Raw genomic sequence first — 12325 nt, 5'->3', positions numbered from 1 at the left:
AGCGGTTAGCCGGTTTCCGCAGGATGGCGGAACTTAGAAGGAAGGAGGAGTAAGGTGGCGGAAGTGCCCGTTCTGGCGCACGCGCTCTTTCAGCCGCTCGGTTTCGCGCAGCACGGGCAGCACCTGCTGCAGGTGCTCGTAGACCAGGGCCTGGCGGTCGGTTTCGGCGCGCAGCTCCAGCAGGCGGTATTCCTGTTCGGTACTCAAGCCCAGGTGGTGGGCCACGTCGAACACCCGGTAGTGCGGGGGCAAAGTCAGCAGCAGGGGGCGCAAACCCAGCACATCGTAGAGCTGGGCCACCAGTTCCACAATATGCCGGCGCAGCTCCGGGTCTTCGTGGGCGTCGTCGGGCAGCTCTTCCACGTAGCCGCCGGCGTAGAGCTTGCCTGGCACCTGGGGCAGCAGCTCGTGCAGGGTAAACAAGCCCACGCCCTGAGTGCGGATGTCGGACTCGCCCGTGTCGTAGAGCTTCTCGATTTTGACCAGCCGCATTTCGGTGCCGATGGGCTGCACCGTGCCGTTCAGAAAAGCCGGAATGCCGAAGGTAAGGCCTTCCTCGGCGCAGTCGTGCACGAGCTGGCGGTAGCGCGGCTCGAAGATGTGCAGGTTGAGCCGCTCGCCGGGAAACACCACCAGGTTGAGCGGAAACAGCGGCAGCAGGCGGGACATGGCAGGGGCAAATTGGGAGTGCAGGCAGGGAAAATACGGGAATTCAACCTTCGCTCCGCCCGCCGCTTGCTAATTTCGCCCAGGCGGGCAGCCCGGCCCGCCGCTGATTGCCTTCCATGAAAGACTTATCGGACCGGCTGCGCCTGGCGCGCCGCGTGGCCCTGCAGGCCGTGGCCGCGCTGTTTCTGATGTCGGTGGCCTGGGTGCTGGTATACCGTTGGGTGGCCCCGCCGGCCACCTGGCTGATGCTGGAACGCCGCAGTCACCGCCCCCAGGCCGACTACGGCGGCCTGCTGCCCGAAGACGCCTCCCGGCGCATCCGCTACCGCTTCTGCGCCATCGACGAGGTGTCGCCGCAGCTGCCGCTGGCGTTGCTGGCGGCCGAGGATCAGCGCTTCCTGCAGCACCACGGCTTCGACCTCGACGCCATTCAGCAGGCGGCCAAAAGCAACCTGGAAGGCGGCAAGCAGCTGCGTGGGGGTAGCACCATCTCGCAGCAGGTGGCCAAAAACGTGTTTCTCTGGCAGGGCCGCAGCTACGTGCGCAAGGCCGCCGAGGCCTATTTTACCGTGCTCATCGAGCTGCTGTGGAGCAAGCAGCGCATCTTGGAAGTGTACCTGAACGTGGCCGAAATGGGCGACTGCGTGTTCGGGGCCGAAGCAGCCTCGCAGAAGTACTTTGGCAAGCCCGCCCGCAAGCTCACCCAGGCGCAGGCGGCACTGCTGGCGGCCGTGCTGCCTAACCCGCTGAAGTTTCAGGCGGGCCACCCTGGCCCGGCGGCCCGCGCCAAGCAGCGCCGCGTGATGCGCAACATGCGCCGGCTGGGCGGCACCGCCTTCGTGCGCGACCTGATTCAGAACCCCTAAACCTTCCGCGCCATGCTCCGACGCTTTACCCTGCTGGCCGCCGGCGCGGCCGCCCTGCTCGCTGCCTGCACCGCCGAGCCGGCCGATACCGCCGCCGACTTGCCCGCCACTGTAGCCGCACCTGGTGTAGCCACTGCTCCCGACTCGGCCGCCGCCGCGGAAAGCATCCGCCGGGTGCTGGCCACGCAGACGGCCGCCTGGAACCGCGGCGACGTGAGCGGTTTCATGCAGGGCTACTGGCAGTCCGACTCCCTGCTGTTCATCGGCAAGAGCGGCCCCACTCGCGGCTGGCAACGCACCCTCGACAACTACCGCCGCAACTACCCCAGTCCCGAGGCCATGGGCCAACTCACGTTCTCGCGCCTGCGCATTAGCCCCGTGGGCGCCGACGCGGCGCACGTGGTGGGCCACTGGCACCTGGCCCGGCCGCAAAAAGGCGACCTGCAGGGCTGGTTTACCCTGCTCTTTCGCCGCCTCAATGGCCAGTGGGTCATCGTCGCCGACCATTCGAGCTAGGGTTCAGTTACCAGTTGTGAGTTGCCAGTTGCGGGTTGCTAGTTCATTCAGCAATTCAATAGCAAAAAGGCCCTATTCGTAACGAATAGGGCCTTTTTGCTTAACCTCTGAGAAGCACCAGAGTACACACTGGCAACTGGCAACTGGCAACTGGCAACTGGCAACTGGCAACTGGCAACTGGCAACTGGCAACTGGCAACTGGCAACTGGCAACTGGCAACTGGCAACTGGCAACTGGCAACTGGCAACTGGCAACTGGCAACTGGCAACTGGCAACTGGCAACTGGCAACTGGCAACTGGCAACTGGCAACTGGCAACTGGCAACTGGCAACTGGCAACTGGCAACTGGCAACTGGCAACTGGCAACTGGCAACTGGCAACTGGCAACTGGCAACTGGCAACTGGCAACTGGCAACTGGCAACTGGCAACTGGCAACTGGCAACTGGCAACTGGCAACTGGCAACTGGCAACTGGCAACTGGCAACTGGCAACTGGCAACTGGCAACTGGCAACTGGCAACTGGCAACTGGCAACTGGCAACTGGCAACTGGCAACTGGCAACTGGCAACTGGCAACTGGCAACTGGCAACTGGCAACTGGCAACTGGCAACTGGCAACTGGCAACTGGCAACTGGCAACTGGCAACTGGCAACTGGCAACTGGCAACTGGCAACTGGCAACTGGCAACTGGCAACTGGCAACTGGCAACTGGCAACTGGCAACTGGCAACTGGCAACTGGCAACTGGCAACTGGCAACTGGCAACTGGCAACTGGCAACTGGCAACTGGCAACTGGCAACTGGCAACTGGCAACTGGCAACTGGCAACTGGCAACTGGCAACTGGCAACTGGCAACTGGCAACTGGCAACTGGCAACTGGCAACTGGCAACTGGCAACTGGCAACTGGCAACTGGCAACTGGCAACTGGCAACTGGCAACTGGCAACTGGCAACTGGCAACTGGCAACTGGCAACTGGCAACTGGCAACTGGCAACTGGCAACTGGCAACTGGCAACTGGCAACTGGCAACTGGCAACTGGCAACTCACTTTCCTTCCTGCTCGGCTTCTTCGCCGGGGTCTTCGGGGGTGGTTTCGTCTTTTTGCTTGTCGGCTTCCACAGCCGGTACGGCTTCGGTGTACACGAGCCCGCTGCGCACAGCGTGCTCGGCGGCCTGCACGGTATCCTTCACCAAGAGCATCTCCACGTTGTGGCCGCGCAGCTCCTCCGATACCTGCGACACCAGGGTCGCCCGCTCGGCCAGGTTCACGTCGCGGATGTAGATGGCCAGCACGCGGCCGGGGTGACGGCGCACCACCTCCCGGTAGATGTTGGCGTCTTCCTGACCCGAGTCGCCAATGAGCACGAAGGGCAGCTGGGGGTAGGTGAGGAGCAGGTTGTCGATTTCCTTGAGCTTATGGCCGTGGTGGGCCGAGGCGTCGCCGGCCGACTTCATTTTCAGGCCCATGTCGCGCAGCAGCAGCGGGCCGGGCGGAATCTCATTCAGCGCCAGGAAGTCGTCGAGCAGGTCATACAGGTTCCAGGGCGAGGAAGAAACGTAGAAGAAGGGGTTGTTGCGCTTGCCGTTGCGCCCCAACTGCAGCTGGCGGTAGAATTCGGCCACCCCTTTGAAGGGCAGGCGCGAGCGGGCGTTGCGCAGCAGCACTGTGCGGGCCATGCGCAGCAAATCGGTGGCCGAGGTCTGGATAACCGTGTCGTCGAGGTCGGAGATGATGCCGTACTCGGCGTCGGCGGGGGGCACCAGTACGGGGGCGTGAATGGTGCGCTGGGCGGGCAGCGGGGCCGGCGCCTGGCGCAGCTCCACTTCCACGGGATGCCAGAGAAAGTCCACCGGCGGGTTAAGCTGCCGGGGCTCCAGGTTCAGGGTGAAGTAGCCTTCCTCGTCGGTTACCACCGGGTGCTCAGTGCCGTCGCCGGGGCGGATGACGAGCTGGGCGCCGGGAATTTCCTGCGAGTCGAAGCGCCGGTACATGTTCAGCAGGTTGTGCAGGCGCGAGTCGGTGGGGTCGGGCTCGGTGATGCCCTTGTCGGTGAGCACGCGCCCCTTCACGTAGAGGCGCTCGGGCGTGCCGTAGCTGCGAAACGACACCACCTGCACGGGGTGCAGCAGCCCCAGTCGGGTGCGGGCGCGGCGCAGCAGATCATCGGCGTTTTCGGCAAAGTCGTTGAGGCGGTCGAGTAGGGCCATAGCGGGTGGTTTGGGGCGAAGAAACGAATTCTGCTCAACGCAAGGCCGGGCCCGAGTGTTGGCTTACGCGCCGCTGCGCTGCGCGCCGAACGCGTACTTTGCTGCCACTGAATTCCTTGGTCGATACCCCTACGCCTGATGAGCCCCCTATTTGCCTATAACCTCGGCACAGCTTTGCTGCTGAGCGCCTGCGCCGTCAGCCAGCGCCCGCCCAATACCGCCTTTGCTACCGGCCCGCTGGAGCTGAGCCTGCAAGCCCAGGCCGACAGTGTTTACAACATCGTGTGGTTGCGGGCCACATTCCGCAACCCCGGCCCCGAGCCGGCCTGGCTGGCCCACTACGCCGATACCATTGAAGCCGCCTGCACCGTGGGCCAGGTATTGCAGCTGGCCGGCCGCACGCCCCAGGGCGACCTGCTCAGCGTTTGCCCGCGCTGCCGGGGCGAGGCCGCGCTTCAACCCGCCCGCATCGACCCCGGCCAGCAACGGACCATGCTGGTGCAGGTCGATCTGAACCGCGTGTTTCCCAGTCGCTTCGTCCAGGCAGTCCGCTCGCCCACGCAGCCCGACTGCTCCACCTACTTCAACCGAACCACGGGCCGCTACGAGCTGCTGCTGCGCTACCAGCCGCCCCAGGCATTGGGCACGGCTGCGGTCAGCAATACCGTGCGGATATGGCGCAAATAGCAAGGCCAGCCCCGAAAGAGGCTGGCCTTACACTGACCGAAACCTAGCGCCGGATTACAGGCTGGCTTTCAGGGTCTGCAGGTTGGAGTTGGCGGGGGTGCGGTTGCGGCAGTTCAGCTCGGTGGCCTTGGTTTCGATGGCCGTGATGCGCGAACCGGGGTCGGGGTGGGTGCTCAGGAACTCGGGCACGCCGGCGCCGCCCTGCTCCTGGGCCTTGATGAAGAAGCCGGCGGCCCCGTCGCAGGCGTAGTGGCCGGTGCCGTTGAGGTAGATAACCGAGTACTCGTCGGCTTCGCGCTCGAAGTCGCGGCCAAACTTCAGGGTGCCCAGGCCGGCGGCAATCTGAGCCAGCTGGTTGGGGTTTTCGCCCAGCACCACGCTCAAGAGCAGGTTGATGCCGTACTCGTTCTGGAGCTGGCGCGAGGTGTGGCGGCGGTCGGCGTGGGCCATTTCGTGGCCCAGGATGCCGGCCAGCTGGCTTTCGGTATCGAGGTACTTAATCAGGCCCGTAAACACGTAAATGTGGCCGCCGGGCGAGGCAAAAGCGTTCTGGACGTTGTCGTCCTTGATGATTTTTACGTCCCAGGCAAACTCGTTGCGGTACTGCACCTGGCCCGAGTTGAGCACGCGCTGCACCACGGCGTCGAGGGCCTGGTAGGCCTGCGGATTGGCGCTGCGGGTGAGCAGCTGGCCCTTCGCGGCGTAAGTCGAGTCGGTCTGGCGGGCTACCTGCTGGCCCAGGGCAATGTCGTCTTCCAGGCTGAAGAGCACCGGGTTGCCGTCTTTGTCGGTGCAGGAAGAAGTAGCGGCCCCCAGGCCCAGGGCCAGGGCGCCAAACAGGTATAGGCGGGTGAAAGTGCGTCGGAGCATGGGCGGTAAGGGCAAGAAAAAGAAAGGTGGTGAAGAGAAGGTGGCGGGTGGAAAGAAAAAACGGTGCCAATTCGGCCGCCGCTGGGCATACGGGCCGGGCCTGGGGGGTGTTGCGGCTGAAGCAGAGCCGGGTATTTTTTGCCCGGGTTGCCGGGCGCCGCCTGTCAAATGGGCGGCGCAGCGGGGGCAGGAGCGGGTGCCCGGGCCGCCGCGCCGGGCAGGCGCATGGCTGCCCGGGCGACGGCTGCGTACAAGCATAGCCGCGCCAAGGCTGGCGCCGCCCCGTTGCTTTTCCCTTCCCCATGCCCACCACCACTGCCCCGGTTCGTCCCAAAGTCAAGAAGAAACACCTGCCGCCCCTCGAGGCCGACGTGCACGAGCTCTACAAGGACCCTGCCCGCCAGGCCGAGCTGGCCGGTTTGCGCTACCTGGCCGACCCCCAGCGAGGCGGCATTCAGCGCAAGGCCGGGCGCAACGGCCACTTCGTGTTTGTCGATGCCAAGGGCGAGAAGATTAGCGACGAGAAAATCCTGGCCCGCATCCAGGGCTTCGTGATTCCGCCCGCCTGGTCCGACGTGTGGATTGCCGCCTCGCCCCAGGCCCACCTGCAGGTGACGGGCCGCGACCTGAAGGGCCGCAAGCAGTACATCTACCACCCGCTCTGGGACCAGGCCCGCTCGCTCACCAAGTTCAGCCGCCTGCGCGCCTTCGGCCAGAAGCTCCCCGAGCTGCGCCGCCGCCTGCAGCAGGACCTGCTGCGCCCCCAGCTCGACAAAGCCAAGGTGGTGGCCCTCGTGGTCACGCTCATGGACCAATCCTTCATCCGGGTGGGCAACAAGGAGTACGCCAGGAAAAACAAGAGCTACGGCCTCACCACCCTGCGCGACCGGCACGTGCAGGTGGAGGGCAGCGAGCTGCGCCTGAGCTTCGTGGGCAAGAAGGGCGTGGCCCACAATGTGACCCTGCGCGACCGGAAGCTGGCCCGGCTGGTGCAGAAGTGCAAGGAAATACCCGGCCAGCACCTGTTTCAGTACTACGATGCCCAGGGCCAGCGCCAGGAGCTGGAGTCGGGCGACGTGAACGAGTACCTGCGCGAGGCCGCCGGCATTGCCCTCTCAGCCAAGGATTTCCGCACCTGGGGCGGCACCGTCAAAATGGTGGAGTGCCTCGAAAGCATCCTGCACCAGGAGCCCGAGCTGCCCAAGGAGAAGGTGCTCAAGAAAGCCGTGAAAGACGTAGCCGCGGGCCTGGGCAACACGCCCACCGTGTGCAGCAAATACTACATTCACCCCCAGGTGGTGAAGCTGTTCAACTCCGACAAACTCATCGACTACCTGCGCCGCCACGACGCCGACCCCGCCGAAGACGACCTGCTCACGCCCACCGAACACCTGGTGCTGGAAATGCTCGATTCGGTGGATAAATAAACCACCCGCCAACCCGCCCGCCGGGCCAGGAAGGCTGCTCAAAGCCGCTCGCTTGGTACGCCGCGATACCCCAGCCGCCGCCCGAGGCCCCGAACGCGCAGTTCGCGGCCCTGGGCGGCGGTTCGGCGTTCCAACGGCTGGTCCCGCGGGCCGCGCCACCCCGGCTCAGGCTTCGGAATACCCATGCCAAGTGGCTCCGCTAGCTGCCGACGAGGCTACTGCAACCCTCGACCGGCAGCCGCTACTGGCCAGGTCCCGCAAGCATCTGCCGAAGTAGCACCGCCAGCTCCCCAAGCGGCATCGGTATTTCCCGATAAGGCAGCTATCCTCCCCGAAGCAGCACCGATAGCGCCCAAAGCCGCCGCACCACCAACCCAAGCGGCCCCAACCACGGCCGAAGCAGCATCTATACTAACCTAAGAAGGAAAAAATCCTATAGATGGAGCTTCGGGTCCTATAGATGGCTCTTCGGTCGGTATGGATGGAGCTTCGGTTGGTATAGATACCTCTTCGGTTGCTATCGACGGAGCTTCGGGTTCTATGGATAGAGCTTTGGTTGTTATGAATGGCTCTTCGGTTGCTATAGATGGAGCTTTGGTTGCTGAATCCGGGGCTTAGGGCCTAAACGAAGCGCCCCGGCGGTAGCAGGGGCTGCTATCCGCCGGGGCGTCGTACCCGGAGCGTTGGGAGGCAGGAGCGGAGCGGGGCTCAGCGGCCCGATCCGTCGCGGTCGAAGGCGTGGGACTCGACGCCGCGCGTGCGCCGGTCGCGGGTTTCGGGGCCGGGCTCGTAGGTGTTGTTGCGCACGGTGTCGTAGAAGCGGGTTTTCTTGCCCCAGCCCGCCACCCGCGACGAATCCTGCACGGTGTCGTCGTGGGGGCCGCCGTAGATGTCGATGCGCGGGGAGCGGCGCACCCGGCCGCGCAGCTCAAAGCGGTCCTTGTCGCCCAGGCCGTGCAGCAGCACGCGGCGGGTGTCGCGGGGGTGAAACGAGCGGCGGTAGAGCAGGCGGCTTTCGTCGGGCTTCTCGGCGTCTTCGGTCAGGGCATATACCGATACCACCGTAGCTGTGTCGCTCTGGCGGTCCACCACAAACCATTCTTCCTTATCGGTGCCGGGCACGGTTACCTCGCGGGCCAGCAGGCGGTAGAATTTCTCGGCCGCTTCGGGCAGGGCCTCGCGGCGGCGGCGCAGGGCGGCGGCCAGGCGCGGGCCTTCGATGCGGTAGACTTCGGGCGGCAGGCGGCGCAGGCCGCGCTCAATGGCTTCGTCGCTGAGGACCTGCTGCAGGCGGCGCGCTTCGGCCAGTACCTGGGGGCGGGTGAGCTCGTTGAGGGTGCGCTGGTCCAGAAAGCGGGCGTTGCGGGTGTAGCCCTCGATGCTTTGGTAGCGCGGGCCGAAGGTGCGGAACTTCTTCACGAAGCGGCTGCCCAGCCAGGGCAGCAGCCCGTCGTCGAAGCGAAAGAACACCTGGTCGCGGTCTTTGGGCAGGGCCACGTAGCGGGTGGGGTTGCTGCCGCGCAGCTCCCAGTTCCACTGGCCCTCGTGCCGGTCCCAGTCGCCCAGCCAGAGGTCGAGCAGGCGGGCGCGCAGCAGCTGGGGCTGGTCGACGCGGGCGCCGGGCGCGGCGTAGAGGTGCTCGAGCAGGTCGTCGCTTTCCACGGCCGCGTAGGTGCTGCCGTCGGGGCGGCGCAGCTTTTCGCCTTCCAGCTTGCTTTCGAGCATCACCAGCTTGCCCCGAAACCGCTCGGAGGCTTCACCCAGGCCGCTTTCGTCGGGGCGCACGTAGTACAGGCGGGGGCTGGTGTGGGCCACGTCGGCGGCCTCGGCCAGCGGCGGCACCACGAAGGCGGCGTAGGGGTTGCCGGCCGAGGTCACGTCGCGCACCCAGTTCAGCAGAAAGGTATTGCGCATCACCTTGGGCAGGGTTTTGTAGGGGTCCTTATCGAGGGTGCGCAGGGCAAACTCGCGGCCGTCGGCAGCCTTCACCGTCATGCTGGTGGTTTGGAAGCCGCCCCCGATTTTGCCGGGCTGCAGGCCGCCCGGCTCGGCCGTGGGCAGGCGCAGCACCGGGGCGCTGATGGGCGTGGCCCACACCCGGCGGTAGTGGGTGCCAAACAAGGCCCGGTGCAGCACGCCGCGCTGGTAGTGGCGGCCGGCGGTGGCGCGCACCGTGTCGGTTGCGGCCGGCAGGGGAGCGGCCTCCACGCGGGCATCGGGTTGAAAGAAGGTGCGGCGGGCGCAGCCCGGGGTGGCGAGCAGGGCCAGCAGCAGCCCCAGGCCGGGCAGGCAGCGCGTCATGCGGAGGGAGGAAAGGTTGGGCACGGATGAGCTTGTTGACTCCTTGAACGCAGGGCTGCGGCGAAAGGCTACCCGGCTTCCGACAAAACCGTGGACCCTTGCCGGGGGTATAACCCAGCGGGCCGGTGGCAGGCAAGCGCCCCGCCGGTCCTGCCGCACCCCGTAACCACCCTGCTTTGCTGTTGTTTCCTACTCCCACGAGCGTGCTGCTAGTCCTGCTAGGGCTGCTGGGCGCGCCCGCCGCCGCCGCGCCGCCCGCCCGTGCCCCCCTGGCCATCGGGCCCGACTCGGTGGTGCAGCAGGCCGCCGGGCCGCAGTACCGGCGCGGCTGGCTGCACCGGCTGTTCTGGGGCTTCCACTACCGCGACGAGTGGGCCACCCCCATCAGCGCCCCGGTGTTCAACCTGGCCACGGCCGTGCCGGGCGGCCTCACGCCCGTGCGCGAAGGCGGCTCCTTCCAGACCAAGAACCTGCGCCTGGTGGCCGCCAATGGCCAGCAGTTCGTGCTGCGCTCCGTCGACAAAGACCCCACGGCGGCCCTGCCCGAGCGCCTGCGCGGGGGGCTCATTGGCCGGCTGATGAAGGACCAGACCAGCGTGATTCACCCCTACGGCGCCTACATCGTGCCGCCGCTGGCGGCCGCGGCCGGCGTGTACCACACCAACCCCCGGCTGGTGTACCTGGGCGACGACCCCGGCCTGGGCGAGTACCGCGCTGCCTTTGCCAACCAGCTTTACTTGTTTGAAGAGCGGCCCGAGGGCGACCAGCGCATGGTGGAAAGCTTCGGCCGCTCGGCGCAGGTGGTCAGCTCGCGCGTGGTATTCGGCCGCTTGGTGCAGGACAGCCGCCACCGCGTGGATGCCCGCCAGTATTTGCGCAGCCGCCTGTTCGACATGTGGCTGGGCGACTGGAGCCGGCGCGAGGACCAGTGGCGCTGGGCCCGGTTTGCCGCCCCCGACTCGTCGGTGGTGTACCGGGCCATTCCCCGCGACCGGGACCACGCCTTTTTCAAGTTCGACGACGGCGTGCTCACCCGGCTCATCAGCTTCGTGAAAACCAACTACCAGACCTTCACCCGCGAGATTCGCCTGCACGACGTGGAGGGCCTCAACCGCGCCGCCCGGCCCATGGACAAGTCCCTGCTGGTGTACTTGAGCGAGCAGGACTTTCGCCAGGTGGCCGACTCGCTGCGCCGGCGCCTGAGCGACGACGTGATTGGCCAGGCCGTGGGCTTGTGGCCGCCGCCGATTTACGCGCTGTCGGGCGAGGAATTCCGGCAGAAGCTCATCAGCCGGCGCGAGCAGCTGCCGCGGGTGGCCGAGGAGTTTTACCGCCAGCTGGCCCGCGACGTGGAAATTCCCGGCACCGATGGGCCCGAGCACTTCGTGGTGGAGGCCGTGGGCGACTGGAAAGTGCGGGTGCGGGTCCTGGCTTTGGGTAAAGGCGGAGCAGCGCGCCTGGTGGGCGAGCGGGTGTTCGACGCCCGCCAGACCGGCTCGATCAAGCTGTTTGGCCTGGGCGGCAACGACCGGTTCGACCTCATCGGCAGCCCCGACCGCCGCATCCGCATCGACCTTTACGACGGCCAGGGCCAGGATTTGATTCACCAGCCCGACTCGGCTGGTAGCGGCTTCCGGGCCCGCGTGCGGGTCTTCGACTCGGGCGACGGCAATGTGCTGAAGGTCGACAAGCAGGCCGTGGAAGTGGAAAGCTACCAGCCCCGCGCCAACGAGTACGACGCCGCCGGCTGGCTGCTGCGCCACCGGCTGTATTGAGGTGGTGCGCGAAACCTTTGCTTTGCGCGGCCGCTTAGTTGCCGTGCACGTGGTCGATGCGGAACATGCCCGCGGCGTAGTTGTCGGCCAGCTTCATGGCGTCGGCCCCGCCGGCCACGAAGTAGGTTTGAGCAAGGCGGATGGGGTGGGGGCCATCGAATAGCCTGAGCACGTCGGCCTTAATGTGCACCTCCGGAGCGTTGTCGGCCCGGATGCGCAGGGCCGCGCCCCCGGGCAGGGTCAGGCGCACCGTGCGCAGGGTGTTGAAGGGGTGGCGGAAGCCGGCCACGTCGTAGCCCAGCGCCTGCCCGGGCGCCTGCGGCGACGAGCCCACGAGGCGAAAGAACACGTAGCCCTGGTTCCAGTCCCAGAACATGTTGTGCGAAGGGTCGAGGGCGCCGGTCTGGGCCCCGGCGGTGTTACGCAGGCTGTCGACGCCAATCAGAAACGAAATGGCCGTGTACTCGCCCGCGGGAACGCCCTGCACCGTGGCGTGCTGCGCGGTGGCCTGGCCGTGCGCAATCAGGCGGTAGCTGTTGGGCTCGACCCAGGTGCTGCCGTCGGCCCGCGTCAGGTGCAGGTTGCTCACGTAGTAGCGCAGGTCCGACACGCGAAAGGTTTCGCCCTGCCCGGTGGTGTACTCGCCGGTGTTGAGCACCAGCGGGCTGCCGCCGGCCACATGGTCGAAGTGCAGATTGAACCGGCCGGGCGCCGGCTCGGGCTCCGGCGCCGAGCCCTCATCGTGGCAGGCCGAAACCAGGGCGCTGCTGGCTAGCAGTAGCAACGAGCGAAAAAGCAGCGGGCGAATCATGGGCGCAGCAGCAACAGGTGAGGGGGCAGCGGCGGCCCCATCGGAGCCGCCGCTGCCCCCTCACTCGGAGCCCACCCCCGCGAGGTTGCCCGGGCGGTGAAATGGTGAAGTAGTGAACTGGTGAGTTTGCCGTTCAAATGGCGCGCCGCCGTGCTACTGGCGCACGCAGGGGCCGCCGGAATGGCAACTCAC

General features: G+C 66.3%; 11 protein-coding genes. 5 read left to right on the top strand and 6 right to left on the bottom strand.

Annotation, left to right across the window (positions count from 1 at the left end; all coding sequences use genetic code 11):
• Nucleotides 1–33: 33 nt before the first annotated feature.
• A complete protein-coding gene (locus ACE191_RS04495) occupies nucleotides 34–669 on the bottom strand; it encodes an LON peptidase substrate-binding domain-containing protein (protein WP_400190984.1) in 636 nt (211 codons plus the stop codon).
• A gap of 116 nt (nucleotides 670–785) precedes the next feature.
• Between ACE191_RS04495 and mtgA the strand changes: the two genes are divergently transcribed.
• Both mtgA and ACE191_RS04485 read left to right on the top strand, forming a co-directional pair.
• A complete protein-coding gene (gene mtgA, locus ACE191_RS04490) occupies nucleotides 786–1535 on the top strand; it encodes a monofunctional biosynthetic peptidoglycan transglycosylase (RefSeq protein WP_400190983.1) in 750 nt (249 codons plus the stop codon).
• Nucleotides 1536–1547: 12 nt separating this feature from the next.
• Nucleotides 1548–2051 carry a YybH family protein gene (locus ACE191_RS04485; protein ID WP_400190982.1) on the top strand — a complete coding sequence of 168 codons (504 nt, stop codon included), beginning with the start codon at nucleotides 1548–1550 and terminating at the stop codon, nucleotides 2049–2051.
• A gap of 100 nt (nucleotides 2052–2151) precedes the next feature.
• Here the strand turns inward: ACE191_RS04485 and ACE191_RS04480 are convergent, their stop codons facing one another.
• Nucleotides 2152–3090 carry a hypothetical protein gene (locus tag ACE191_RS04480; RefSeq protein WP_400190981.1) on the bottom strand — a complete coding sequence of 313 codons (939 nt, stop codon included), beginning with the start codon at nucleotides 3088–3090 and terminating at the stop codon, nucleotides 2152–2154.
• Nucleotides 3091–3098: 8 nt separating this feature from the next.
• Complete coding sequence (locus tag ACE191_RS04475; RefSeq protein WP_400190980.1) at nucleotides 3099–4262, bottom strand: App1 family protein; 1164 nt, start codon at nucleotides 4260–4262, stop codon at nucleotides 3099–3101.
• 138 nt (nucleotides 4263–4400) lie between these two features.
• Here ACE191_RS04475 and ACE191_RS04470 point away from each other — a divergent pair, with 138 nt between their 5' ends.
• Entirely contained in the window at nucleotides 4401–4949 is a 549-nt protein-coding gene (locus ACE191_RS04470) for a hypothetical protein (RefSeq protein ID WP_400190979.1), read from the top strand.
• Nucleotides 4950–5003: 54 nt separating this feature from the next.
• Here ACE191_RS04470 and ACE191_RS04465 read toward each other — a convergent pair whose 3' ends face one another.
• A complete protein-coding gene (locus ACE191_RS04465) occupies nucleotides 5004–5819 on the bottom strand; it encodes a M48 family metalloprotease (RefSeq protein ID WP_400190978.1) in 816 nt (271 codons plus the stop codon).
• Nucleotides 5820–6121: 302 nt separating this feature from the next.
• Here ACE191_RS04465 and ACE191_RS04460 point away from each other — a divergent pair, with 302 nt between their 5' ends.
• The gene (locus ACE191_RS04460) at nucleotides 6122–7246 is read left to right on the top strand and encodes a DNA topoisomerase IB (RefSeq protein ID WP_400190977.1); all 1125 of its coding nucleotides are present in this window, start codon (nucleotides 6122–6124) and stop codon (nucleotides 7244–7246) included.
• 708 nt (nucleotides 7247–7954) lie between these two features.
• Here the strand turns inward: ACE191_RS04460 and ACE191_RS04455 are convergent.
• A complete protein-coding gene (locus ACE191_RS04455) occupies nucleotides 7955–9547 on the bottom strand; it encodes a hypothetical protein (protein ID WP_400190976.1) in 1593 nt (530 codons plus the stop codon).
• A 203-nt stretch (nucleotides 9548–9750) separates the two neighbouring features.
• Between ACE191_RS04455 and ACE191_RS04450 the strand changes: the two genes are divergently transcribed.
• The gene (locus ACE191_RS04450) at nucleotides 9751–11322 is read left to right on the top strand and encodes a hypothetical protein (protein ID WP_400190975.1); all 1572 of its coding nucleotides are present in this window, start codon (nucleotides 9751–9753) and stop codon (nucleotides 11320–11322) included.
• A 34-nt stretch (nucleotides 11323–11356) separates the two neighbouring features.
• On the opposite strand, the gene ACE191_RS04445 is transcribed toward ACE191_RS04450, so the two are convergent.
• Nucleotides 11357–12133 (bottom strand): MbnP family protein, encoded by a 777-nt coding sequence (locus tag ACE191_RS04445; RefSeq protein WP_400190974.1) that lies wholly within the window; start codon nucleotides 12131–12133, stop codon nucleotides 11357–11359.
• Between the last annotated feature and the right edge of the window lie 192 nt (nucleotides 12134–12325).

The organism is Hymenobacter sp. B81 (genome assembly GCF_044628455.1).
GTDB lineage: Bacteria > Bacteroidota > Bacteroidia > Cytophagales > Hymenobacteraceae > Solirubrum.
The sequence above is the reverse complement of the archived record's forward strand: the minus strand, read 5'-3'. Positions and strand labels throughout refer to the sequence as shown.

Excerpts from the sequence above, each read along its gene's own strand:
- mtgA (WP_400190983.1), top strand. The coding sequence starts at position 786 with ATGAAAGACTTATCGGACCGGCTGCGCCTGGCGCGCCGCGTGGCCCTG.
- ACE191_RS04445 (WP_400190974.1), bottom strand. The coding sequence starts at position 12,133 with ATGATTCGCCCGCTGCTTTTTCGCTCGTTGCTACTGCTAGCCAGCAGC.
- ACE191_RS04455 (WP_400190976.1), bottom strand. The coding sequence starts at position 9,547 with ATGACGCGCTGCCTGCCCGGCCTGGGGCTGCTGCTGGCCCTGCTCGCC.
- ACE191_RS04495 (WP_400190984.1), bottom strand. The coding sequence starts at position 669 with ATGTCCCGCCTGCTGCCGCTGTTTCCGCTCAACCTGGTGGTGTTTCCC.
- ACE191_RS04485 (WP_400190982.1), top strand. The coding sequence starts at position 1,548 with ATGCTCCGACGCTTTACCCTGCTGGCCGCCGGCGCGGCCGCCCTGCTC.
- ACE191_RS04470 (WP_400190979.1), top strand. The coding sequence starts at position 4,401 with ATGAGCCCCCTATTTGCCTATAACCTCGGCACAGCTTTGCTGCTGAGC.
- ACE191_RS04465 (WP_400190978.1), bottom strand. The coding sequence starts at position 5,819 with ATGCTCCGACGCACTTTCACCCGCCTATACCTGTTTGGCGCCCTGGCC.
- ACE191_RS04460 (WP_400190977.1), top strand. The coding sequence starts at position 6,122 with ATGCCCACCACCACTGCCCCGGTTCGTCCCAAAGTCAAGAAGAAACAC.
- ACE191_RS04475 (WP_400190980.1), bottom strand. The coding sequence starts at position 4,262 with ATGGCCCTACTCGACCGCCTCAACGACTTTGCCGAAAACGCCGATGAT.